The organism is Sphingobium sp., assembly GCF_049304695.1.
Taxonomy (GTDB): domain Bacteria; phylum Pseudomonadota; class Alphaproteobacteria; order Sphingomonadales; family Sphingomonadaceae; genus Sphingobium.
Genome location: NZ_JBAQOK010000049.1, coordinates 1 through 23273 on the forward strand (window position 1 = coordinate 1; position 23273 = coordinate 23273).

Sequence of the window (23273 nt, forward strand, 5' to 3'; positions counted from 1 at the left end):
TCATCCTGATCCATGGCATCGTGGCATCATAACCACTCAGAGATCGCGGTCCAGCGGCAACCCCTTAGTCTGCGTCCTGAACAAGTCAGGAATCATAACCACTCAGAGATCGCGGTCCAGCGGCAACAACTGATCGGCACTGCCCTTGGTCGGGGCGATCATAACCACTCAGAGATCGCGGTCCAGCGGCAACCAAATGAGTGTTTCTGTCATCGGAGCTCGCATCATAACCACTCAGAGATCGCGGTCCAGCGGCAACGAAGCCCAAGGTCGCGTAACATGAGCGCGGAATCATAACCACTCAGAGATCGCGGTCCAGCGGCAACTAGGCGTTGAACGAAATCATCTCATTGGGCATCATAACCACTCAGAGATCGCGGTCCAGCGGCAACAGCGGTTCCACAGCCTGATTTAGTTCTCAAATCATAACCACTCAGAGATCGCGGTCCAGCGGCAACTATTCGCCAAAAACCACCCCAATTTTTGACCTCTCTCCATGACCTCAGCAAGCCACTATCCCCCGTCGCAATCATGCCGCTATATCGCAGCGCGCTTTGACAAATCTGGCGCGATGGTTTGGAATATGCAGATGAAACGCCACAAAGCCTCCAGCCTCGCCGATCTGTCAGCGCTTGCGGGCGTATCCATATCCACCGTGTCCCGTTCGCTGGCCGACAATCCCCTCGTTGCAAAGGCGACGCGGGATCGTATCAAACAACTCGCCCGCGACCATGATTTTCAGATCAACGTCGCCGCGCGCAATTTCCGGCTTGGGCGGACTGGCGCGGTCGGCGTGGTGTTGCCGCTGGGCCATGAAACCGAACAGCATCTTACCGACCCCTTTTTCATGAGTCTGATCGCTTCGCTCGCCGACACATTGGCGGATCGCCATTACGACCTGCTGCTCTCGCGCGTCATTCCTTCGAACGATCGCTGGCTTCAGGCTTTCGTCGATTCCGGTAAGGTCGACGGCGTCATCATCGTCGGCCAATCGAACCAGATCGACGCCATCGAGAGGGTGTCCGCCGCCTATGCGCCGCTCGTCGTGTGGGGCGCCTCGGTCGCGGGCTATAATCAGATGACGGTGGGTTCGGACAATTTTGAAGGAGGACGGCTCGCCGCCCGGCATCTCCTGTCCACAGGCCGCAGGCAACTGACGTTCCTGGGCAACCCGGACGTGCCCGAATTCGAAGCCCGCTTCGCCGGGTTCAACCATGCCATCGCGCAGGAGAAGGCGCGGCCCGGCTTCGTCCTGCCCACCCATGTCACGCCCGAGGCCTCCTACGCCGCGATCCGCGACTATATGCGCGACCGCCCTGCGCCCGACGGCATTTTCGCGGCGTCCGACGTCATCGCACTCAGCGCCCTGCGCGCGATTGCCGATCACGGATTGCGCGTGCCCGAAGATATCGCCGTCATCGGCTATGACGATGTTTTCATCGCCAGTCAGACCACGCCCTCGCTCACCACGGTCCGGCAGGACGTGGCGCTGGGCGCGCGCATGATGGTCGATCTGCTGTTTCGGCGCATGGCGGGGGACGTTACGCAATCCGTCACCCTGCCCCCCACTTTGGTGCAACGCGCCTCCGCCTGATCGGAGCAACCTTCCACATTGATCGACAATGTCAAAATGCCATTGCCAACGTTTGCATTTATTCTTGCAAACGTTTGTTATTGCCTATAACAGTCGAATAACAGAAAAGACGGCAGATTAGGGGACGGTGGTGCGGGCGCAGCTTTCGACATGGGTTGCTTCATCGATGAAGCAGCGACGCGATGCCCAAAGCGGCAATCGCGCGCCCGTCGCCCGATGCGAACATGACACCTGCCCTTCAGCGGACACTTCGCCTGCGGCTCTCCCCGCACAGCGGAAGTCGGACCTTCGCCAGGGACTGCACGCCTTGGCGAAGGTCGTGACCTCTGGGCGCATCGCGGCATGAGCGAAGCCTTCGCCTCCACCCGCTGGACCGCCGACGATGTAGCCTGCATAGACCGGGCGTCCGCATCCCACGCCCCTCTTATCCAGCGTCAGCCCCGCGTCATCGACACGCTCGACCTGTGGGACTATTGGCCCGCCCAGCGCACTGACGGTAACCCGGCGCAGATCGCAGGCGGCACTTTGTTCATCGCCCTGTCCGCGCCGATCCTGCCAGACCCCGATGCCCGTCATGCCGTGGCCCGCATGCGCCTGCTGCATCGCGTGGGCGCGGACTGGCATGATCTGGGACCGGTGCTGCCAGACGGCCTGTCGCCGGGCAGCCGTGAATGGTCCGGCTCGGCCATCCTGTCGTCCGATGGCGGGACGATCACCCTCTACTACACCGTGGCCGGTCATCGCGACGAAACGGAAACCACCTTCGTGCAAAGGCTGTTTCAAACTCACGCGACCCTGTCGGCCGCAACGGACGCCGTAATCCTGTCGCCCTGGACGACGCCAACCGAATGCGTCGCGCCCGACGACGTGCATTATACCAGCGACATGACGGGCGGCGGCGCGATCGGTTCGATCAAGGCGTTTCGCGACCCCGCTTATTTTCGCGATCCCGCAGACGGCACGGAATATCTCCTCTTCGCAGGATCGCTCGCCCAGTCCGCATCGGCCTGGAACGGCGCGGTCGGCATTGCCCGGCGCACGGCAAACGGGGACTGGCACCTTCTGCCGCCGCTGATCGATGCCGATGACCTGAACAACGAACTGGAACGTCCGCATGTCATCCTGCGCGACGGCCTCTACTATCTCTTCTGGTCCACCCAGACCAAGGTGTTCGCAACGCCCGGTCCCGCTGGCCCGACCGGTCTGTACGGCATGGTCGCCGACACGCTGTTTGGCCCATGGCGCCCGCTCAACGGATCCGGTCTCGTCTTCGGCAATCCACCTGCCGCCCCTTATCAGGCCTATAGCTGGCTGGTCTTGCCGGACCTGTGCGTGCAAAGTTTCGTCGATCTGGTCGGACTGACGGAGCCACCCATCGATGTCGCGCAGGCCCGCGCGCATTTCGGCGGCACTCCCGCCCCCGAACTCCAGATCATGCTGGACGGAGAACGCGCATGGCTGGCCTGAACGACACAGAATCCCTGATCGCCGGAATCGAACTGGGCGGCACCAAATGCATTGCCACCCTGGCGCAGGGTCGCACGATCCTGCATCAAAGCCGATGGCCGACGCAGGGACCGGAAACGCTCGACCTTATTTCTTCTGAACTCGACGGCTGGCGCAATGAAACACCCTTCGCCGCGATCGGCATCGGCAGCTTCGGCCCACTCTGCCTCGACCCTGCCGACCCGCATTTCGGCCATATGGAAAACACGCCGAAACCGGGCTGGATGGGCGTGGACGTCCATGGCCATTTCGCCAGCCGCTTTGCCGTGCCGGTCGGCATCGACACCGACGTCGCCGGCGCCGCATTGGCGGAGGGCGCATGGGGCGCGTCGACCGATTGTGCCGTTCATGCCTATGCCACGATCGGCACGGGCGTCGGCCTTGGCATCGTCGTCGATGGCAAGGCTCTCCATGGCCGCCTCCATCCCGAAGCGGGCCATATGCGCATCCGTCGCACGCCCGGTGACACATTCGCTGGCGCATGTCCCGCCCATGGCGATTGTCTGGAAGGGCTGGTCGGCGGCCCCGCACTGGCGGCTCGTACCGACCGCCCTCTGGCCGATGTGCCGGACGACGATATGTTATGGCAGCGGGTCGCGGCGGAACTGGGCGAATGGGCGGCAATGCTCATCCTGTGCCTTTCGCCGCAGCGTCTGGTGATCGGCGGCGGCGTCCTCGACAACCGCCCCTCTTTGCTCGCCCGCATCCGCGTCACGGTCGCTGACAATCTGGGCGGCTATCTGGCGGGTCTGGACCTTGCCGCCCTGCAAAGCCTCATCGTGCCACCGGCGCTGGGTCGCGAAGCCGGACCATTGGGCGCGATCGTCATCGGTCAGAACGCCTTACAGGAGTCAAAGCCATGATCCCCGCCGTCCATTGGCTCACGGCCTCCGCCCTCGCGGCCCTGATCGCCGCATCAGCCCCTGCATCGGCGGCTACACCCGACAGCGCGCGGTGCGCCGCCTTCGCCACGACGCTCCGCGGCCACTGGCCCGATGCCTCCACCCGCGTCACCAGCGCCGACTTCGTAGCCGAGGGGCCAGCACCCAAGCCCGATCCGCGCGGCTTCCAATATGACGCCATGACACCGCTCAAGGCCCATTGCGACATCCGCGCCGTCATGGCCGAACGCACGGGGCTGGACGGCCAAAGCTATGCCATCAAATTCCACCTCCGCCTGCCGCTCGACTGGAATGGCCGCTTCCTGTTTCAGGGCGGCGGCGGCACCAATGGCGAAATCGGCAATGCGTTGGGTGCAACGGCGGGCGTAGGCCTCGTCACGCCAGCCCTCGCGCAGGGCTATGCCGTCGTCAGCCAGGATTCCGGCCACGACAATGGCCTCAACAGCGACCCGGCAAAGGGCGGCGCGGTCGCCTTCGGCTTCGACCCGGAAGCGCGCCGCAACTATGCCTATGCCTCGCTCGGTGCCGTCACCGAAGCCGCCAAGGCCGCCATCACCAGTTTCTACGGCAAAGCGCCCCGCTATTCCTATTTCGCAGGCTGCTCCAAGGGCGGTCAGGAAGGGATGGCGCTCGCCCATCGCTACCCCACCGCCTTCAACGGCATCGTCGCCGCAGCCCCCGGCATGTCCCTGCCCCGTGCTGGCCTCGCCCAGACATGGGACGCGCAGATTTTCGGCCGACTGCTCAAACCCGACGCCAACGGCGTGCGTGCCTTCGGCCAGTTCGCCAGCCTCTATTCCCCCGCGCAGCTCGGCATCATCCGCAGCGCCGTCCTTAAAGCCTGCGATGGCAAGGATGGCCTGACCGATGGCCTCGTCATGCGCATCGACCAATGCACCAACGCTAACGTCCTGCCGGTCCTGCGCACCTTCACCTGCAAGGGCGAACCGACCGACCAGTGCCTGTCCCGCGCGCAGATCGACACGCTGGCGGCGTCCCTGTCCGGCCCACGCAAGCGCGACGGCACGTCCCTTTACGCCAGCTTCCCCTGGGATGGCGGCATCGGCGCACCCGGCTGGGCCGTATGGAAACTGGGGCTGGCGAAGGAAGGCGTGCCTGCGCTCAACATATTGATCGGCGGCTCCGCCCTGCCGACCATCTTTCAGACGCCTCCAACGCTGGCCTCCGCCGATCCGCAGCAGTTGCTTCAATGGCAGATGGCCTATGATTTCGATGCCGACGCCGACGCAATCTATCGCACTGCCGCCCCCTTCACCGAATCCGGCTGGGATGTCCTGTCGGCCCGCTCGCCCGACATCGACGCCTTCCGCGCCGCCGGTGGTAAGCTGATCGTGCCGCATGGCGCAGCCGATCCGGTCTTTTCGCTCAACGACACGCTGCAATGGTATCGCGAAATGGACGCCCGCTATCATGGCGCGGCATCCGACACGGCCCGCGTCTTCCCCGTCCCCGGCATGAACCATTGCGAGGGTGGTCCCGCCACCGACCGCTACGACGCCTTCGCCGCGATGGTCGCATGGGTCGAACAGGGCCGCGCCCCCGATCGCCTGCATGGCGTCGCGCCAGCCGCCAGCCCATGGCCCGGCCGCACACGCCCCATCTGCAAATACCCCCAATATGCCAAATATAAAGGCCGGGGCGACATCGAAAAAGAGGATAGTTTTCAATGCGTAGGATGAGGTCAGGCCTATTCGCTCTTGCAGCCGTCGCGCTGCTGCCAACACAGGTTTTCGCCGCCGACAATGGCCGCTGGGTCGCAAGCTGGGCGTCCAGCCCATCCCTGCCGACCGCGAAACTCCCCTTCGATTTCTGGCAGCCCGCGCCGGAGGTACAGGGCACCATCCGCTACCATCTGCGCCTCAGCGCAGGCGGCACGAAGGTGCAGGTCCGCCTGTCCGGCGAAACCCAGCTACAGGACGTGACGATCGGCAGCGCGACCATCGCCCTGGCCGACGCAAAGGGTAACGTCGACGCCGCCACCATCCGTCCGCTGACCTTTGCTGGCGCGCGCTCGGTGCGCCTGCCGATGGGCGCGCCGCTGCTGTCCGACCCGCTGGCGCTCTCCATAAAGCCCGGCGCGGTCGCGATCGTCAGCGTCTATCTGCCGACCAGGGTCACGCTGCCCCAGTCCGACCCCAATCATATCGCAGAGTGGGCAACCGGTCCCGACCAGACCGCCGCCCCAGCCCTGACCAGCACGACGCCCGTCTCCGCCCGCGAAATCGTCTCCTCGATCCTCGTTCAGTCGGATCAGAAGGCGCGCACCATCGTCACCTTCGGCGATTCCATCACCGACGGCTTCGGCGCAAAAGATCCCCTGCTGCGCGGCTGGCCGGGCCAGCTTTCACGCATGCTGACGCAAAAGGGCATCGCCAATATCGGCATCGCCAACGCAGGCATCGGCGGCAACCGCGTCCTGCGCGACGAAGTGGGGCCGAGCGGCCTCGCCCGTTTCGACCGAGATGCGCTGGCCATGCCGGGCGTCACCGACATCGTCCTGCTGGAGGGGATCAACGACCTTGGCCTCAGCGGCCTTAAAAACCCCCGCGCCGACGGCAACCATCCCACGATCAGCGCCGATGATCTGATCGCAGGCTATCGCCAGTTCATCGCGCGCGCCCATGCCCGTGGCATCAAGGTCCATGGCGCGACGCTGACCCCGTTCCTCGGCTCCACCTTCCCCGGCTACGCCACGCCGGAAAAGGAAAAAATCCGCCAGGCCATCAATCAATGGGTCCGCACCAGCGGCGAATTTGACGGCGTGATTGATTTCGACGCGGTCGTCCGCGATCCCGCAGCCCCCGACCATATCCTCGCCGCCTATGACAGCGGCGACAAACTCCACCCATCCGACGCGGGCTACGCCGCCATGGCCAAGGCCGCACAGGACCATTTCCGCTTCTAAGCATCGCCACAAAAACAATCGCCCGGACCAAAGGGATCAAACCGGTCCGGGCAATCAGAGGGAGAGTATCGTGAATAAATTATCATGCCTTTTCGCCAGTGCCAGTTTCAGTGCCAGCATCGCGGCCCTGTCCTTCCCCGCCTTCGCGCAGGACACGACCCCGCCGGAAGATTATGCAGGCGACATCGTCGTCACTGCGCAGAAAACGTCCGAAAAACTGTCCAAAGCTCCCGTCGCCGTCAGCGTCGTAACGCAGGACAGCCTTAACCGGCAGGGCGTCGATTCCGCCGCCGCGCTGACCAGCACGGTTCCCGGCCTGCAATCCAGCCAGAATGGTTTCGCCATTCGCGGCATCGGCAGCAACAACAGCTTCAGCGGCTATTCCACCGTCGCGACGCAGATCGACGGCATCTATGATCCGTCCGCCGCCGTCCTGACGCTCGGCCTGTTCGACCTTGGATCGGTAGAGGTTCTGCGCGGACCGCAGGGCACCGTCTATGGCCGCAACGCCACGGCTGGCGTCGTCAACATCAACACCGCCGATCCGGGCAAGAAGCTGGGCTTCAACGCCGACATCCAATATGGCCGCTTCAATGAAATCCGCGCCCGCGCCGCCGTCGATCTGCCGATCAGCGACGCCTTCGCCCTGCGCATTTCCGCCTATCGTCAGGTCGATGACGGGTTCGAAGGAAAATATGGCGCGCGCCAGAATTACAACAAGACCGATCAGGCTGGCCTGCGCGTCAACTCCATCCTGCATCTGGGTGACAGCCTGACCTGGCGTCTGTCGCTCAACTATGGGGAAAATAAGGGCACGATCCCGCTCACCTATATCCGCAGCCGCAATGTCTATCCCAACGCCAATATCGCAGCAGGCACCTTCGGTCCGATCCAGACGATCGAAGATGGGGGCATCAACCCCGGTCAGGATCTGGTGACAGACAACCAGATCGACCTCAAATATTACGCCGCCCGCTCACGCCTGACATGGGACGCGACGGATACGCTGTCCTTCACCTATCTGGCTGGCTACTCGCTGCTCAAGAATAACGGCGTGGATTCCGCGACCGGCGTCTTCACGCAGCAGAATATCGACCGCCGCGTCGAAACCCGCTCGCATGAATTGAACGCCAACTTCAATTCCGGCGCATTCAACCTCGTCCTGGGCGGGTATCTCTATCAGGACAAGCAGCCATCGGGCACCCGCCTGCTCCACGCTGGCGACACCGCCCCCGCGCCGTTCAACAGCATCTTCAATGCAGCCGGCATCGCCAAGGTCGCTGGCACCGGCACCAACATCTCGACGATCAGCGGCGTCGATGTCGTCACCTCCTATCGCGGTCAGGGCACCAAGTCGCAGGCCGTCTTCGGTCAGGGCACGTTCGAACTCGCACCGGGCCTCAAAGTGCTGGGCGGCATCCGATCGACATGGGAACAGGTCAACCAGCGCAATATCGAACTGGTCTGCCCCGGCGACACGATCACGCTGGCGAACATCACGCCCACGACTTGCCCCGGCATCCCGTTCGTCTATGCCCTGTCCGACGACACCAACCGGCCGGAAGCGAAATTTTCCAACGTCAGCTGGAAAGCAGGCGTCAATTACGAAGTGACGCCCGAAACGCTTGTCTATGCCAGCGTCGGCACCGGTTTCCGTGGCGGCGGTCTGGAAGCGACCGGCAACGCCCCGCAATATCGTCAGTATCAGCCCGAAACCGTGACCAATTACGAACTGGGCGTGCGCAGCTCGCTCATGGGTGGCAAGCTCTATCTGTCCGCCACCGCCTTCAACATGGACTATAAGGATCTTCAGGTATCCAGCATCGTCCTCAACCCACTGACTAATCAGGTATCGGCGGTGACGACCAATGCCGCGACGGCGCGCCTGCGCGGCATCGAACTGGAAGCGACGATTCGTCCGACCCGCGCCGACCGGATCAGCGGCTTCGTCTCCTATCTGGATGCCAAGATCCGTTCCTTCCCAACGGCGTCGGATAATCTCAATTCGGCCAGCGGAAATTACAACGCGATCACCGCTGCGTTCGGCAACCTGCCGCTACCCGGCACCGTCATTCGCGACGTGTCCGGCAACGAACTGCCCAACGCCCCCAAATGGAGCGCGCGCGCCAGCTATGCGCATATCTTCGACCTAGGCGGCGCGGGCAGCCTGACGCCCAGCGTCGATTTCTACGTCCAGTCGCGCACGTTCAGCGACATCCAGAACTACGCGCAAAGCCGCCGCGCATCCTATACCAAGACCGACCTCAACCTTCGCTACGAAACCGACAACGGCCAGATGTCCGTCACGGCCTTCGTCAACAATCTGGAAGACAAGCGGGTGGCCAATAATCTGGTCACGGTATGGAGCAGCACGACGGCCAATTACGACCCGCCGCGCACCTATGGCGTGCGTCTGGGCATGCAGTTCTGATACGCATATTGATGGAGCGCGCTCACCATGGGCGCGCTCCATTCCTACTCAAAGGACATCGCGATGGCAGACGACAATCATGACAGCCTGCCGTCGCGCAGAGGGCTTCTACTGGCGGCAGGCGCATTGGCCACCGGCCTGATCGACACGCCGGGCATCGCCGCGCAACCCAAGGCCGACGACGCACCACGGGCGGAGTTCGTCTATGAAGCCATCGTCACGCTGGGACCGCCCGAAGACATCGGCATGACCCCGCACGGCAAGCGCGTCCGCATCCCCATCACCGGCGGCACGTTCAAGGGGCCAAGGATCAGCGGCACCATCTTTCCCGAAGGCATGGACTGGCAACTGGTCCGCGCCGACGGCTTCACCGAACTCGAAGCCGCCTATCTGATGCGCGAAGCCGACGGCACCGTCATCCATATCCGCAACAAGGGGATAGCCGGAAAAGGCTATGCCAAAACGACCGCGACGTTCGAAGTCCCCAACGGTCCCCATGGCTGGCTCAACGAAGCCATGTTCACCGGCACCGTGGGTCCGGTTCCTGAACTGAAAACCCCCGCCGTCCGCATCCGCATGTATAAACTGGTTTAAGGACCGCAGACGATGGCACGCATCCGCTGGCTCACTTACCTCATGTTCCTGATGTTCGCGATGACATCGGAATCGGTCGGCGTCATTATCCCGTCGGTCATCCGCGAATTTAACCTGGGCATGACCGCAGGCGGCGCGTTCCATTATGCGACGATGAGCGGCATCGCACTGGGCGGCGTATTGCTCGGCTCGCTGGCCGACCGTGTGGGACGCAAGGCGACGATCCTGATCGGCCTCGGCCTCTTCGGCATCAGTGCGTCCCTGTTCGCGTGGATCAGCAGCTTTGGCCTGTTCCTCGTCCTCCTCTTCATCGGCGGCATTGCCGTTGGCATATTCAAGACTGCCGCGCTCGCCCTGATCGGCGACATATCCACATCGACCCGCGCCCACACCGCGACCATGAACGTGGTGGAGGGGTTTTTCGGCATCGGCGCGATCATCGGCCCGGCCATCGTCGCCTATCTGCTCTCGCACGATGCCTCATGGAAATGGCTCTACCTGATCGCCGCGATCTTCTGCGGCCTGCTCATGATCGTCGCCTGGCGCGTCCCCTATCCTCAGATGCGCGCCGCTGCCCCCGACGGCGCACCGCTGGCCGACATGCTCGCCATGCTGCGCAATCGCTATGCGCTGGCGTTCAGTAGCGGGATCATGCTCTATGTCGGCGTCGAAACCGCCATCTATGTCTGGATGCCCACCCTGCTCGCGGGCTATAGCGGACCCGGCTGGCAATGGGCCGTCTATGCGCTGTCGATCTTCTTCATCCTGCGCGTCATCGGTCGTTTCGGCGGCTTCTGGCTGCTGGAACGCTATGACTGGACCAGCGTCATGGCCTTTTGCGGCGTGGCCATCCTGCTCTGCTTCGCTGCTGCTATGTTCGGTGGACGCCCCTTTGCCGTTATCGCCCTGCCGCTGTCGGGTCTGTTCATGTCGGTCATCTATCCGACCCTGAACTCCAAGGGGATCAGTTGCTTCCCCAAGGCGCAGCATGGCGCGATTTCCGGCGTCATCCTCTTCTTCACCTGCGTCAGCGCCGTCGTGGCCCCGCTGGCCATGGGCCTGATCGGCGATTATTTCGGCGACGCCATCTACGGCTTCTACCTCGCCACTCTCTTTGCCGCCGTGCTGGCGCTGGGCCTCATCCTCAACCGCCTGTTCGACCCGGCCAGCGCGCAACTCGCCCGTCGCGGAGAGATAGACTACCAGTCCTGAAATCTCCTACCCCCCGTTCGCTTCGAGCGAAGTCGAGAAGTCTGTAGCACCATGCTCGCGTTTCTCGACTCCGCTCGAAACGAACGGATGTGGTGCGGTTCGACTTAACCCCAGCCCTTTGCTTTTGATGTGCAATCCCGCGCATCACCCGTTACAGCCCGCGCCATGAACGTAATGATCTGGAACGCAGCCCGTGGCGGCATGCGCAGCGTCGTGGAGGCTTATGGCCGCGACGGCTTTGTCGCCGATCAGAATATCCATCTGATCGCCGCCTATGGCGATGGCGGCTTCCTCGCGCGCCAGTGGCTGCTGCTCCGGGGGCTGGCCGAATTTACCGGGCTGTTGCTGCGCCGCAAAGTCTCGCTGGTCCACATCCACGCGGCCATGCGCGGCAGCTTCTGGCGCAAGGGGCTGTTCGCCTCGCTCGCGCGGCTAGGTGGCGTTCCGGTCATCCTCCACCTCCACGGCTCGGAAATGCAGCCCTTTTACCAGTCGCAGGCTGGCTGGGTGCAGGCGCTCATCCGCCGCCATCTGGAACGCGCAACCCGCGTCATCGTCCTCTCGCAAAGCTGGGAACGCTTCATCCACTCGATCGCGCCCGCTGCGCGCATCGTCATCGTCCCCAACCACGTCGCCCTGCCGCCCCCCGTCGCACAGCAGGATCGGCAGCAAAACACCATCCTGTTCTTAGGATTGGTCGGCGATCGCAAGGGCGTGTTCGATCTCCTCCCTGCATTCGCACAAGTCCTTGAAAAATATCCACAATCTCGCCTTATCATTGGCGGCAACGGCGAAGTGGAACGCGCGCAATCTGTGGTCCTCACTCTGGGAATTGCCCATGCCGTCGACCTCGCCGGCTGGATCGGTCCCGACGATAAAGCCCGTCTTCTGGCACAGGCAGGCATCTACACTCTGCCCTCCCATAATGAAGGCCTCCCGGTCAGCGTCCTGGAAGCCATGGCCTATGGCCTGCCCGTCCTGACCAGCCACGCAGGCGGCCTGCCCGAACTCATCCGCGACGGCGACAACGGCCTGCTGATCGAAGCGGGCGACCAAGACGCCATCGCCGCCGCCCTCATTCGCTTGCTCGACGACGCAGCCCTGCGCGCCGATCTGGGTGCCAAGGCCCGCGCCGAAATCACCACCCACTATAGCGATCTGGTCATCCTCCCCCGCCTGCGCCTCCTCTACGAAGAAGCCCGCTCGGCCCGCTAGACAGCTTGCCCCGCCGCCCATCCGCTGGCCCAGGCCCACTGGAAATTATAACCACCCAGCCACCCGGTCACATCCACCGCCTCACCAATACAATAGAGGCCCGGCACCTTATTCGCCTCCATCGTCCGCGACGACAGCCCGGCGGTCGCGATGCCGCCGACCGTCACCTCCGCCTTGGCATAACCCTCCGTCCCCGTCGGTTCGAACGGCCAGTTGGCTAGGCTGGCCGCCATCTGTCGCAATGCCTTGTCCGACTGCGCGCCCAGTTCCCCCTGCACGCTCAACCGCTCCAGCAATGTGTCCGCCAACCGCTCCGTCAGCGCCTGCGCCAACACCTTGCGCAGCGATACGCGCGGCCGATCCCGCTTCTCCGCGATCAGCCAGTCCGCATCCCGATCGGGCAGGAAATCCACATGGATCGGCGTGCGATGCTGCCAGTAGGAGGATATCTGGAGCATCGCCGGACCCGACAATCCCCGATGCGTAAACAGCGCCGCCTCGCGAAAGCGCGTCTTGTTCCACCGCACCTCGACATCCGCCGACACGCCCGACAGCGACTGAAATAACGCCTCTTCCGCCCCCAGCGTAAAGGGCACCAGCGCCGGTCGCGGTTGTATGATGCCCAGCCCGAACTGCCGCGCCACATTATAAGCAAAGCCAGTCGCACCCATCTTCGGGATCGACGGCCCACCCGTCGCCAGCACCAAAGCAGGGGCGCATTGCACCACCCCGCCGATCGTCACGCGATACAGCCCATCGCCATGGGCGACATCCGTGACACCCTGCCCCAGCGCAATCGTCACCCCGCCAGCGGCACATTCCTCTTCCAGCATCGCAACGATCTGCTTCGCCGACCCGTCGCAAAATAGCTGCCCCAGCGTCTTCTCATGCCATGCGATGCCATAGCGATCGACCAGCGCGATAAAGTCCTGCGCGCTATATCGCCCCAGCGCCGATTTGGCGAAATTCGGGTTAGCCGACAAATACCGGTCTGCCGCGATATGGATGTTCGTGAAGTTGCACCGTCCCCCGCCGGAAATCAGGATCTTCTTGCCCACCCCATCGGCATGGTCGACCAGCAGCACGCGTTTGCCGCGCTGCCCAGCGGTCGCCGCGCACATCATCCCCGCCGCACCCGCGCCCAATATGATGACGTCATAACTCACAGCCGCTTCATCCGCACCAGTGCCTCATCGAGCGCGGACAGGAAGCGCGACCGGTCGGTCTTGCTGAACGGCGCAGGCCCGCCGATCGGATCACCCACCGCGCCTGCGCGCAAATCCGCCATGATCGCCCGCGTCGCCACCGCCGCTCCGATCGAACTGTTCGTGAAAGGCTTGCCATTGGGCGCGATCACCACCGCCCCGGCCTTCAGGCATCGATCCGCCAGCAATATGTCCGTCGTGACACACACCGACCGCGCATCCGCCCGCTCGGCGATCCAGTCATCCGCCGCATCGAACCCGTCGCTCACCACTACCCGGTCGAGCAGAGGGTGCGCGGGAATACGGATCGGACTGTTGCTGACGATCGTCACAGGCACATCATGCCGCCAGGCGAACTTGTAAATCTCCTCCTTCACAGGACAGGCATCGGCATCGACCAGTATCTTCATGCCCCGCGCAATAAGCCGGAGCGCCTTGTGAGACAATGCCCCGCCTGCGCGGGAACACGGCGCCCTTAAACCACCCCAAGCGCTTATTTCGCTCCCCGCCTTCACCACGCAGCAATCCTGTCCTACATGGGTCGGGATGAACGCCCCCTTGTACAACAAAGACATATTGCGGCTCGCTGCCAGCATCCCGCACCACGCCCGCCTGCCGCAACCGCAGGCCAGCGTGGAGAAGCGTTCGCCCGTGTGCGGATCGCGGATCATCGCCGACGTCCAGATGGCCGACGGCCGCGTTGCCGACATCGGTCTGGACGTGAAAGCCTGCGCCCTTGGCCAGGCCTCCGCATCGCTAATGGCGGCCCAGGCCATCGGCATGAGCGCCGACGAACTGGCCGACGCGCGCGACCGCCTCACCGCCTATCTGACCGGCGACAGCGAAGACCTCGACTTCTGGCCCGGCCTCGCCGTCCTCGCCCCTGCGCGCGGCTATCCCGCGCGCCATGCCTCTATTCGGCTGGGCTTCGAAGCCATCGCCGAAGCCGCCCGGTTGGCAGACGCCTGATGCCCGATCACGCAACGCCCACCGTCAGCGCCACCGACATGCTGCTGTCCGACGGGGTCATCCTGCTGGGCGCGGCGGTTCTGTTCGTGCTGCTGTTCCGTCGCCTCGGCCTGGGCGCAGTGCTGGGTTATCTCGTCGCGGGCGCGCTCGTCGGGCCGCAGGGGCTGGCGCTCGTTGGCGGCGGCGAATCCAAACTCGCCATCGCCGAAATCGGCATCGTTCTGCTGCTCTTTCTCGTCGGCCTCGAACTCCACCCGGCCCGGCTCTGGCGACTGAAGCGCGACATCTTCGCCCTTGGTCTGGCGCAGGTCGTGCTGTGCGGCTGTATCCTGACCGCGATCATCTTCTATTCGACTGGCTTCACCTGGGGCGCGGCGATTGCGCTCGGCCTGCCGCTCGCCTTGTCCTCCACGGCGCAGGTGCTGCCGGGCCTTAAATCGTCCGGCCGCATCAACTCCCCCTTTGGTGAAAAAGTCTTTTCGATCCTGCTGTTTCAGGATCTTTCGATCGTCCCGCTCATCACCATCGTCGCCGCCCTGTCGCGCAATCCCGCCGATGCCGGTGGGCCGCCCGGATGGATGATGGCTGGCTACACCGTCGCCGCCATCGCCGGGCTGGTACTGGCGGGCCGCTTCATCCTGCGTCCGCTGCTTTCGCTGGTCGGGCGTCTGGGTGAGCGCGAGCTGTTCGTCGCAGTCGGCCTGTTCACGGTGCTGGCCGCCGCCGCGCTGATGCACAGCCTGCACCTCTCGACAGCGCTCGGCGCGTTCGTCGCGGGCGTGATGCTGGCCGATTCGCCCTATCGCCATGAAATAGAGGCCGACGTCGAACCCTTCCGCTCTATCCTGCTCGGCCTTTTCTTCCTCGCCGTCGGCATGGTGCTGGACCTGCACGCCGTCGCCGCCAATCCGCTGTTCGTCCTGTCGATGGCGCTGATCCTCGTCGCGACCAAGGCGGCGATCATCATGGGCCTTGCCCGCCTGTTCGGCATGGCCTGGCAACAGGCGATCGGCGCTGGCCTGTTGCTGAGCCAAGGCGGCGAATTTGGCTTCGTCCTCTTCGCTCAGGCGCAGGGCGCGCTGCTGGTCGCGCCGCAGGCCGCCAGCCTGTTTAGCGCCATCGTCACCTTCTCCATGGCGACCACGCCCTTCCTGATGCTGTTCGCACGTCGCTTTGAATTTGCCGCGCCAAAGGCCGGATCGGACCTGCCCGGACCCGACGAGGAAACGCGCGGCACCGCCATCATCGTGGGCTATGGCCGCTTTGGCCAGACGGTGGCGCAAATGTTGATGGGCCATGGCTTCGCCGTGGTGCTGATCGACAAGAAGCCCAAGCAGATCGAACTGTCGAGCCGCTTCGACATGAAGGTCTATTATGGCGATGGCACCCGCATCGACCTGCTCCATCGCGCCGGTGCGGACGAAGCGCGCCTGATCGCCTTCTGCCACGACGACGCCACGCTCGACAGCCGGGCGCTTGCCCCCATCGCCCATGCCTTCCCGCAGGCCGCGCTGATGGTCCGCGCATTCGACCGTCGCCAGTTGATCGAACTCCGATCGCTCGACCTCGCAGGCGTCGTGCGTGAAGTCTATGAATCGGCCATCTGCATGGGCGTGCAGGCGATGCAGGCGCTGGGCGTCCCCACCAGGGAAGTCGAGGAGGTCGAACGCCAATATCGCGCCAACGACCAGCAGCGGCTCGACCTGCAAAACGAAGAAGGCAGCCTGCTGGCAGCCAAGGATCTGATGTTCCGCCCCGGCAAGGGCATGCGACTGCTCAGTCGTGGCGATGGAGAAGATGCATGATCGCACTATGGGCCTGCCTGTCGGCCGCGCTCGCCATCGGCGCGGGCGCTTTCGGAGCGCACGGCGTCGCCAACCCAAAGGCGGCGGAATGGCTGCGGACCGGGGGCATGTATCAGCTTATCCACGCCGTCGCGGCCATCGCGATCATGGGCGCGGCGCGCGGCGCGGCCATATTGATGCTGGTCGGCGCGGCGATTTTTGCGCTGACCCTTTACGTCATGGCTATGGGCGGTCCCAAATGGCTGGGCGCGATCACGCCCATCGGCGGCACGTTGATGATCGCCGGGTGGCTGTGGGCGGCATGGTCCTTCGGGCACCGCTGATACCCCGCTCTTGCCCCGAACCCCGCACACGCCTAGATTGCCATCATGGTTCATGATCACCACCACCACCGCGAGCCGGTAGGCGACAAGCTGGCCGACGCCGCCCGCGCCACGCTGGAGGCGAAAGCCGAACAGTGGACGCCGATGCGCGCAGCCATTTTCGACGCGCTCGCTGCGGAGGAAAAGCCCGCATCCGCCTATGACATCGCCGACACGGTGTCGAAAGCGCGTGGCAAGCGCGTCGCGCCCAACAGCGTCTACCGCATCCTCGACCTGTTCGTGACCAACAACATCGCGATGCGGGTCGAAAGCGCCAACGCCTATATCGCCAACGCCCATCCCGGTTGCCATCACGACTGCATCTTTCTGGTGTGCCGCAATTGCAAGCAGGCGACCCATGTCGATGATGACAAGGTGACGAACGACGTGCGCGCCGTCGCGATCCACGAAGGCTTTCGCCCCGAAAGGCCCGTGATCGAGATTCTGGGCACATGCGCTAAATGCGCGGCCTGATCCCGGCCACCCTGCGCCCATCGCTGCTGGATCGTTGCGCTTTATGCCGCAACCTATTAGCGGCCTGACGAGTCTATGCCTGTTATGAATGATCGCCCCGAAACGCCGTTGCTGGACCAGATTAACTGGCCATCCGACCTGCGTACGCTTCAACCCGAACAACTGCGCCAGCTTGCCGATGAATTGCGGCAGGAGGTCATCTCTGCCGTCGGTGTGACGGGCGGCCATTTGGGGTCGGGCCTTGGCGTCGTGGAACTGACCACCGCCATCCATTATGTGTTCGACACGCCCAACGATAAGCTGGTCTTCGACGTCGGCCATCAATGCTATCCGCACAAGATATTGACCGGACGACGTGACCGCATCCGCACCCTGCGCATGGGCGGCGGCCTCAGCGGCTTTACCAAGCGCGCCGAGAGCGAATATGACCCGTTCGGCGCGGCACACAGTTCCACCTCGATCAGCGCCGCTCTGGGCTTTGCCATCGGCAACAAGATGCAGGATCGCCCCGGCAAGGGCATCGCCGTCATCGGCGATGGCGCCATGTCGGCGGGCATGGCCTATGAGGCGATGAACAACGCACGCGCGGCGGGCAACCGCCTCGTCGTCATCCTCAACGACAATGACATGTCGATCGCCCCTCCCGTGGGTGGCCTGTCCGCCTATCTCGCCCGACTGGTGTCGAGCCGCGAATTTCTGGGCCTGCGCGATCTGGCCAAGCGACTGGCGCGCAAACTCCCCCGCCCGCTCCACAATGCAGCGCGCAAGACCGATGAGTTTGCGCGCGGCATGGCCATGGGCGGCACCCTGTTTGAGGAACTGGGCTTCTACTATGTCGGCCCGGTAGATGGCCATAATCTCGACCAGTTGATTCCCGTGCTGGAAAATGTGCGCGACGCTGCCGAAGGGCCGTGCCTCGTCCATGTCGTCACGCAAAAGGGCAAGGGATATGCCCCTGCCGAAGCGGCCGCCGACAAATATCATGGCGTCCAGAAATTCGACGTCATCACTGGCGCGCAGGCCAAAGCGCCCCCCGGCCCGCCCAGCTACACCAATGTCTTCGCACAAGCCCTGATCGCCGAAGCCACCCGCGATCCCAGGGTTTGCGCCATCACCGCCGCCATGCCGTCCGGCACCGGTCTCGACAAGTTTGAGCAAGCCTTCCCCGACCGCATTTTCGACGTCGGTATAGCCGAACAACATGCCGTCACCTTCGCCGCGGGCCTCGCCGCCGAAGGCATGCGGCCCTTCTGCGCCATCTACTCAACCTTCCTGCAACGCGCCTACGATCAGGTCGTGCATGACGTGGCGATCCAGAACCTGCCCGTCCGCTTCGCGATCGACCGCGCGGGTCTGGTCGGTGCGGACGGATCGACTCATGCGGGCAGCTTCGACGTCACCTATCTCGCCACGCTGCCCAATATGGTGGTGATGGCGGCGGCGGACGAGGCAGAACTCGTCAACATGGTCCACACCTGCGCCATGCACGACAGCGGTCCCATCGCCGTGCGCTACCCGCGCGGCAACGGCACAGGCGTGGCCATGCCCGCCGTCCCCGAACGACTGGAAATAGGCAAGGGCCGCATCGTGCGCGACGGACGGCAGGTCGCCATCCTATCGCTCGGCACCCGGCTGGAGGAAGCGCTCAAGGCCGCCGAAGTCCTTGAAGCACGCGGCCTGTCCACCACCGTCGCCGATCTGCGCTTCGCCAAGCCGCTGGACGAAACCATGATCCGTCGCCTGCTGACCACCCACGAAGTCGCGGTGACGATAGAAGAGGGCGCGATCGGCGGCCTGGGCGCACATGTCCTGACGCTGGCCAGCGACAGCGGCCTGATCGACAATGGCCTTAAACTGCGCACCATGCGCCTGCCTGACATTTTTCAGGATCAGGACAAGCCGGAAAAGCAATATGCCGACGCCCGTCTGGACGCCGACGCCATTGTGGATACGGTCCTAACCGCCTTGCGCCACAACAGCGCAGGCATGGGATCGGAAGCGCGGGCCTAACTCCCACCCCCGTTCGTTTCGAGCGAAGTCGAGAAGCCCCACCAGCGCCGCCTCACCGTTTCTCGACATACGCCAATAAAAAAGGGGCCGATCGGCCCCTTTTTCACAAGCTCGGCAAGCAACCCTATTGCGGCGCGACAGCTTTCGCGTCCTGGCCGTCGCCTTCCGGCGCGGCGACGATGTCGCGTGTGGTTGCGCCCTTATCGACCACTTCGGTCGCCGGATCGCCCACAGACGATCGCACGCCTGCGGCAGCGTTGGCGCGACCTGCTGCATTCAACGTCGTGCTTTCGCCAGCGCTGCGCTGGGCCGGGCCGCCGAACATCGCGTCCATGGCGGCGCTTTTCGAATCGACCGCAGCCGCTGACGGCGTACCCGGCGCAGGTGGGACCAGCGCGAAGTCTGGTGGGATCACCAGTGGCGCCTGACGCGACACGGCGAACTCGTCAGGGCGCTGCCGGTTGAACAGTCCACCACCGCCACCGCAGGCCGACAGGGTGCAAACAAGGCCAGCGGCGAGGATCAATTTACGCATTACTTCACAGTCTCCGTCTTTGCGCTCTTGTCGCGCAGCAGCAACGCGCGTGCAAGCAGGATCAGCACGCCAATCGTGATAGCGGCGTCGGCCAGGTTGAAAATCAGGAAAGGCCGCCATTCGCCAAAATGCAGGTCGGCATAATCGACGACATAGCCCAGCCGCATCCGATCGACGATATTGCCGATCGCCCCGCCCAGCACCAGACCCAGCGCCGCGACATCCTGCCGCGCTTTTTCCCGCCACATCCACACGCCCACGAACCCGGCGATCAATAGGGTCATGCCGACCAGCGCCCAGCGCATCATGTCGGTATCCGCATGGAAAAAGCCCATCGACACCCCGCGATTTTCCAGCCAGCGCAGGCGGAAAAATGGCAGGATCTCGATCCCCTCATCCGCCCGGCTTTGCAACGCGAGCGGGTAGGTGACGCTATATTTGATGAGTTGATCGAGCGCGAGCGTGACGATCGCCACGGTCAGGCCGAGCGGGCGGTGGTTGACCACGCTCATGCCTTCAACACCGCGTCGCAACGGTCGCACAGCGTGCCGTCCTGCGTCACTTCGGGCAGCTTGCGCCAGCATCGGCCGCATTTGTGCCATGCGCTGGGCTTGACGACGATGCCGTCGCCCACGCCCATTTCGATGCGGGCAACAATGGCGATTTCGGCGAAGTTCACACCGTCGCTGGGCAGTAATTTGCCCATGGTGACGTCGGCGTCCAGGCTGGACCGGACGATCTTTTCACGGCGCAGCGGCTCGATCGCTTCGTTCACCTGTTCGCGTTCGGCACGCAGGTTCGCCCATTTGTCGCCAAGATCGGCATTGATCCAGCGGGCGTCAACCTCCGGCCACTCCAGAAAATGGACGCTATCTTCGGGGTCTGGAAAGCGGCTTTGCCATACTTCCTCAGCGGTGAAGGGGATGATCGGCGCGGCATAGCGGACCAGCGCGTGGAACATCGTGTCGAGCAAGGTGCGATAGGCACGCCGCTTGGGGTCCGACTTGGCATCGCAATAGAGGCAGTCCTTGCGGATGTCGAAGAAGAAGGCCGACAGGTCGCTATTGGCGAAGTCGAACAGTGCGCGGGTGTAGCGGCTGAACTCCAGCCAATTCTCGCTCTTCGCACCCTTGTCCACCACCGACCGCAATTCCGCGTCCAGTTCCGCCAACCGGTGGAGCATATAGCGCTCCAGTTCCGGCATATCAGCGTAAGACACCGCCTCTTCTTCCGAATAATCGGAAAGAGCGCCCAGCATGTAGCGGAAACTATTGCGTAATTTGCGATAGGCGTCGGACGAACCGGCCAGCACTTCCTTGCCGATCCGCACATCGTCGAAATAATCGGTGCTGGCGACCCAGACACGCAAGATGTCCGCGCCGCTTTCGGCCATGATTTTCAGCGGATCGACCACATTGCCCAGCGACTTGGACATTTTCTTGCCAGTGCCGTCCAGCGCGAAGCCATGGGTCAGCACCGCGTCATAGGGCGCCTGCCCACGCGTGCCGCAGCTTTCGAGCAACGAGGACTGGAACCAGCCGCGATGCTGATCCGACCCCTCGACATACAAGTCAGCGCGGGTGCCGACGCCATAACGCCCTTCCACGACGAACGCATGGGTCGAACCACTGTCGAACCAGACGTCCAGAATGTCGGTGACGACTTCATAGTCGGCCAGATCATAATCAGTGCCAAGCAGCGCCTGATGATCCGCCCCGAACCACGCATCCGCACCCGCACCCTTGAACGCGTCGATGATGCGGGCATTGACCGCTGGATCAACGAGATACTGGCCACTCTTGCGATGCACATAGAGCGCGATGGGCACGCCCCAGGCGCGCTGGCGGCTGATGACCCAGTCGGGACGCCCTTCGACCATGGATCGGATGCGGTTAGTGGACCGTTCCGGCACCCAGCGCGTGTGGGCGATCGCGTCGAGGGCGACGTCGCGCAGAGTCGCGCCGTTGCTTTGCGGCTTCTCGACTTCGCTCGAAGCGAACGGATGTTGAGAAGCAGCCCCCCCGCCGTTCGTGTCGAGCGAAGTCGAGACACCCTCACCCAAAGCCCGGTCCATCGGGATAAACCATTGCGGCGTGCAGCGGTAGATGATCCGCGCCTTGGACCGCCAGCTATGCGGATAGCTGTGGCGGAAATCGCTGGCCGACAGCAATGCACCCGCCGCGCGCAGGTCCGAACAGATCGGCCCATCTACGCCGTTGAACTTGGTATTGATGACACTGCCCTGCCCCGGCAGCCATTCCCAATCGTCGCGATAGAAGCCCGCATCGTTGACCGCAAAGACCGGATCGATGCCCAGCTTCTTGCAGGCGATGAAATCCTCCTCGCCATGGTCCGGGGCCATGTGGACAAGGCCGGTGCCGGCGTCGGTGGTGACATGATCGGCGGGCAGGAAGGGCCGTGGGCGGTCGAAGAAGCCGAGTTGTGCCTTACCGTCACCCCGGACTTGATCCAGGGTCTCGCTGCCTTCACGCGCGCATGAAGAAGAAGCGGGATCCCGGCCTTCGCCGGGATGACGGAGGGCGGTGGCCATGGGGTGACGAGCGATGGCTCCGGCTAGGTCGGTGCCTTTGAACGTTTTCAATATTTCGAAAGCTGCTGTACCATTGTCCCCAACCTGAACGGTCAGGTTCGGCACTAACCGGCCATAAAAATCTTCCCACAATCCGGCAGCGACGACATACCGACGCCGTAATCCGTTTTGATGCCCGATTTCGACTAACCCGTACTCAATCCCCTCCCCATAGGCGATCGCCTGGTTCGTCGGGATCGTCCAGGGCGTCGTGGTCCAGATCACCGCATAGGCGCCGACCAGTTCCGGCGCGTTCGGCGCTTCCACGATCTCGAAGGCCACGTCGATCTGCGTGGACGTCACATCCTCATATTCAACCTCGGCCTCGGCCAGCGCGGTCTTTTCGACCGGGGACCACATGACGGGCTTGGCCCCGCGATAAAGCTGGCCGCTCTCGGCAAACTTCAACAACTCGCCGACAATCGTCGCTTCCGCGTCGAACTTCATCGTCAGATACGGGTCGTTCCAGTCGCCCATCACGCCCAGACGCTTGAACTGTTCCTTTTGCACGCCGACCCATTTGTCGGCATAGGCGCGGCATTGGGCGCGAAATTCCTGGGGCGGAACCTCATCCTTGTTCAGCTTCTTCTTGCGATATTCCTCCTCGATCTTCCATTCGATCGGCAGGCCGTGACAATCCCAACCCGGCACGTAGGGCGCGTCCTTGCCCAGCAACGACTGGCTGCGGACGATGATGTCCTTCAACACCTTGTTCATCGCATGGCCCATATGGATGTCGCCATTGGCGTAGGGCGGACCATCGTGCAGGATGAAGCGTTCGCGACCGCTACGCTTTTCGCGCAGACGCCCATAGAGGTCCATCGCCTCCCACTGCGCGGCGATCGCCGGTTCCTTCTGCGCCAGTCCCGCCTTCATCGGGAAGTCGGTGACGGGCAGGAAAACGGTGGCTTTATAGTCAGGAGCGTCGGTCATGGGTGTCCGG

19 protein-coding genes and 1 CRISPR repeat array are annotated in these 23273 nt (G+C 63.5%); of the genes, 14 read left to right on the forward strand and 5 right to left on the reverse strand.

Features of this window, described 5'->3' with window-relative positions; all coding sequences use genetic code 11:
* Window positions 1–25: 25 nt before the first annotated feature.
* A CRISPR array of direct repeats spans window positions 26–458; the repeat unit is 36 nt; unit sequence ATCATAACCACTCAGAGATCGCGGTCCAGCGGCAAC.
* 131 nt (window positions 459–589) lie between these two features.
* From WA070_RS07285 to WA070_RS07325, 9 genes are all read left to right on the forward strand, one after another.
* On the forward strand, window positions 590–1594 hold the full coding sequence (locus tag WA070_RS07285) for a LacI family DNA-binding transcriptional regulator (protein WP_422633432.1): 1005 nt from the start codon (window positions 590–592) through the stop codon (window positions 1592–1594).
* Between the two features lie 342 nt (window positions 1595–1936).
* A complete protein-coding gene (locus WA070_RS07290; protein ID WP_422633433.1) occupies window positions 1937–3061 on the forward strand; it encodes a glycoside hydrolase family 68 protein in 1125 nt (374 codons plus the stop codon).
* Window positions 3049–3963: an ROK family protein gene (locus WA070_RS07295; protein WP_422633434.1), complete on the forward strand. Its 915-nt coding sequence runs from the start codon at window positions 3049–3051 to the stop codon at window positions 3961–3963. The genes WA070_RS07290 and WA070_RS07295 overlap by 13 nt, the downstream gene beginning before the upstream one ends.
* Window positions 3960–5702 (forward strand): tannase/feruloyl esterase family alpha/beta hydrolase, encoded by a 1743-nt coding sequence (locus WA070_RS07300; protein ID WP_422633435.1) that lies wholly within the window; start codon window positions 3960–3962, stop codon window positions 5700–5702. Before WA070_RS07295 ends, WA070_RS07300 begins: the two co-directional genes overlap by 4 nt.
* On the forward strand, window positions 5699–6928 hold the full coding sequence (locus tag WA070_RS07305; protein WP_422633436.1) for an SGNH/GDSL hydrolase family protein: 1230 nt from the start codon (window positions 5699–5701) through the stop codon (window positions 6926–6928). Before WA070_RS07300 ends, WA070_RS07305 begins: the two co-directional genes overlap by 4 nt.
* A 70-nt stretch (window positions 6929–6998) precedes the next feature.
* Window positions 6999–9359 carry a TonB-dependent receptor gene (locus WA070_RS07310; RefSeq protein WP_422633437.1) on the forward strand — a complete coding sequence of 787 codons (2361 nt, stop codon included), beginning with the start codon at window positions 6999–7001 and terminating at the stop codon, window positions 9357–9359.
* A gap of 63 nt (window positions 9360–9422) precedes the next feature.
* On the forward strand, window positions 9423–9953 hold the full coding sequence (locus WA070_RS07315) for a DUF3237 family protein (RefSeq protein ID WP_422633438.1): 531 nt from the start codon (window positions 9423–9425) through the stop codon (window positions 9951–9953).
* Window positions 9954–9965: 12 nt separating this feature from the next.
* A complete protein-coding gene (locus WA070_RS07320; protein ID WP_422633439.1) occupies window positions 9966–11165 on the forward strand; it encodes an MFS transporter in 1200 nt (399 codons plus the stop codon).
* 165 nt (window positions 11166–11330) lie between these two features.
* Window positions 11331–12380: a glycosyltransferase family 4 protein gene (locus WA070_RS07325; protein ID WP_422633440.1), complete on the forward strand. Its 1050-nt coding sequence runs from the start codon at window positions 11331–11333 to the stop codon at window positions 12378–12380.
* On the opposite strand, the gene WA070_RS07330 is transcribed toward WA070_RS07325, so the two are convergent.
* Window positions 12377–13546: an NAD(P)/FAD-dependent oxidoreductase gene (locus WA070_RS07330; RefSeq protein WP_422633441.1), complete on the reverse strand. Its 1170-nt coding sequence runs from the start codon at window positions 13544–13546 to the stop codon at window positions 12377–12379. The two genes, WA070_RS07325 and WA070_RS07330, sit on opposite strands and share 4 nt — an antisense overlap.
* Window positions 13543–13995, reverse strand: coding sequence for a YaiI/YqxD family protein (locus tag WA070_RS07335; protein WP_422633442.1), 453 nt, complete (start codon window positions 13993–13995; stop codon window positions 13543–13545). The genes WA070_RS07330 and WA070_RS07335 overlap by 4 nt, the downstream gene beginning before the upstream one ends.
* A gap of 136 nt (window positions 13996–14131) precedes the next feature.
* Here WA070_RS07335 and WA070_RS07340 point away from each other — a divergent pair, with 136 nt between their 5' ends.
* From WA070_RS07340 to dxs, 5 genes are all read left to right on the forward strand, one after another.
* Entirely contained in the window at window positions 14132–14554 is a 423-nt protein-coding gene (locus WA070_RS07340) for an iron-sulfur cluster assembly scaffold protein (RefSeq protein WP_422633443.1), read from the forward strand.
* Entirely contained in the window at window positions 14554–16359 is a 1806-nt protein-coding gene (locus WA070_RS07345) for a cation:proton antiporter (protein ID WP_422633444.1), read from the forward strand. The genes WA070_RS07340 and WA070_RS07345 overlap by 1 nt, the downstream gene beginning before the upstream one ends.
* A complete protein-coding gene (locus tag WA070_RS07350; protein WP_422633445.1) occupies window positions 16356–16682 on the forward strand; it encodes a DUF423 domain-containing protein in 327 nt (108 codons plus the stop codon). The genes WA070_RS07345 and WA070_RS07350 overlap by 4 nt, the downstream gene beginning before the upstream one ends.
* A 45-nt stretch (window positions 16683–16727) precedes the next feature.
* Complete coding sequence (locus WA070_RS07355; RefSeq protein ID WP_422633446.1) at window positions 16728–17195, forward strand: Fur family transcriptional regulator; 468 nt, start codon at window positions 16728–16730, stop codon at window positions 17193–17195.
* 75 nt (window positions 17196–17270) lie between these two features.
* A complete protein-coding gene (gene dxs, locus WA070_RS07360) occupies window positions 17271–19205 on the forward strand; it encodes a 1-deoxy-D-xylulose-5-phosphate synthase (protein WP_422633447.1) in 1935 nt (644 codons plus the stop codon).
* 124 nt (window positions 19206–19329) lie between these two features.
* On the opposite strand, the gene WA070_RS07365 is transcribed toward dxs, so the two are convergent.
* The 3 genes from WA070_RS07365 to ileS are packed head-to-tail and all read right to left on the reverse strand — an operon-like array spanning window position 19330 to window position 23263.
* Window positions 19330–19740: a DUF3035 domain-containing protein gene (locus WA070_RS07365; protein WP_422633448.1), complete on the reverse strand. Its 411-nt coding sequence runs from the start codon at window positions 19738–19740 to the stop codon at window positions 19330–19332.
* On the reverse strand, window positions 19740–20252 hold the full coding sequence (gene lspA / locus WA070_RS07370; RefSeq protein WP_422633449.1) for a signal peptidase II: 513 nt from the start codon (window positions 20250–20252) through the stop codon (window positions 19740–19742). The genes WA070_RS07365 and lspA overlap by 1 nt, the downstream gene beginning before the upstream one ends.
* The gene (ileS, locus tag WA070_RS07375) at window positions 20249–23263 is read right to left on the reverse strand and encodes an isoleucine--tRNA ligase (protein WP_422633450.1); all 3015 of its coding nucleotides are present in this window, start codon (window positions 23261–23263) and stop codon (window positions 20249–20251) included. The genes lspA and ileS overlap by 4 nt, the downstream gene beginning before the upstream one ends.
* Window positions 23264–23273: the final 10 nt, after the last annotated feature.

Bases quoted from the DNA above. Each gene is read 5' to 3' on its own strand.
- WA070_RS07285 (WP_422633432.1), top strand. From the start codon at position 590: ATGAAACGCCACAAAGCCTCCAGCCTCGCCGATCTGTCAGCGCTTGCG.
- WA070_RS07290 (WP_422633433.1), top strand. From the start codon at position 1,937: ATGAGCGAAGCCTTCGCCTCCACCCGCTGGACCGCCGACGATGTAGCC.
- WA070_RS07295 (WP_422633434.1), top strand. From the start codon at position 3,049: ATGGCTGGCCTGAACGACACAGAATCCCTGATCGCCGGAATCGAACTG.
- WA070_RS07300 (WP_422633435.1), top strand. From the start codon at position 3,960: ATGATCCCCGCCGTCCATTGGCTCACGGCCTCCGCCCTCGCGGCCCTG.
- WA070_RS07305 (WP_422633436.1), top strand. From the start codon at position 5,699: ATGAGGTCAGGCCTATTCGCTCTTGCAGCCGTCGCGCTGCTGCCAACA.
- WA070_RS07315 (WP_422633438.1), top strand. From the start codon at position 9,423: ATGGCAGACGACAATCATGACAGCCTGCCGTCGCGCAGAGGGCTTCTA.
- WA070_RS07320 (WP_422633439.1), top strand. From the start codon at position 9,966: ATGGCACGCATCCGCTGGCTCACTTACCTCATGTTCCTGATGTTCGCG.
- WA070_RS07325 (WP_422633440.1), top strand. From the start codon at position 11,331: ATGAACGTAATGATCTGGAACGCAGCCCGTGGCGGCATGCGCAGCGTC.
- WA070_RS07335 (WP_422633442.1), bottom strand. From the start codon at position 13,995: ATGAAGATACTGGTCGATGCCGATGCCTGTCCTGTGAAGGAGGAGATT.
- WA070_RS07340 (WP_422633443.1), top strand. From the start codon at position 14,132: ATGAACGCCCCCTTGTACAACAAAGACATATTGCGGCTCGCTGCCAGC.
- WA070_RS07345 (WP_422633444.1), top strand. From the start codon at position 14,554: ATGCCCGATCACGCAACGCCCACCGTCAGCGCCACCGACATGCTGCTG.
- WA070_RS07350 (WP_422633445.1), top strand. From the start codon at position 16,356: ATGATCGCACTATGGGCCTGCCTGTCGGCCGCGCTCGCCATCGGCGCG.
- WA070_RS07355 (WP_422633446.1), top strand. From the start codon at position 16,728: ATGGTTCATGATCACCACCACCACCGCGAGCCGGTAGGCGACAAGCTG.
- dxs (WP_422633447.1), top strand. From the start codon at position 17,271: ATGCCTGTTATGAATGATCGCCCCGAAACGCCGTTGCTGGACCAGATT.
- WA070_RS07365 (WP_422633448.1), bottom strand. From the start codon at position 19,740: ATGCGTAAATTGATCCTCGCCGCTGGCCTTGTTTGCACCCTGTCGGCC.
- lspA (WP_422633449.1), bottom strand. From the start codon at position 20,252: ATGAGCGTGGTCAACCACCGCCCGCTCGGCCTGACCGTGGCGATCGTC.
- ileS (WP_422633450.1), bottom strand. From the start codon at position 23,263: ATGACCGACGCTCCTGACTATAAAGCCACCGTTTTCCTGCCCGTCACC.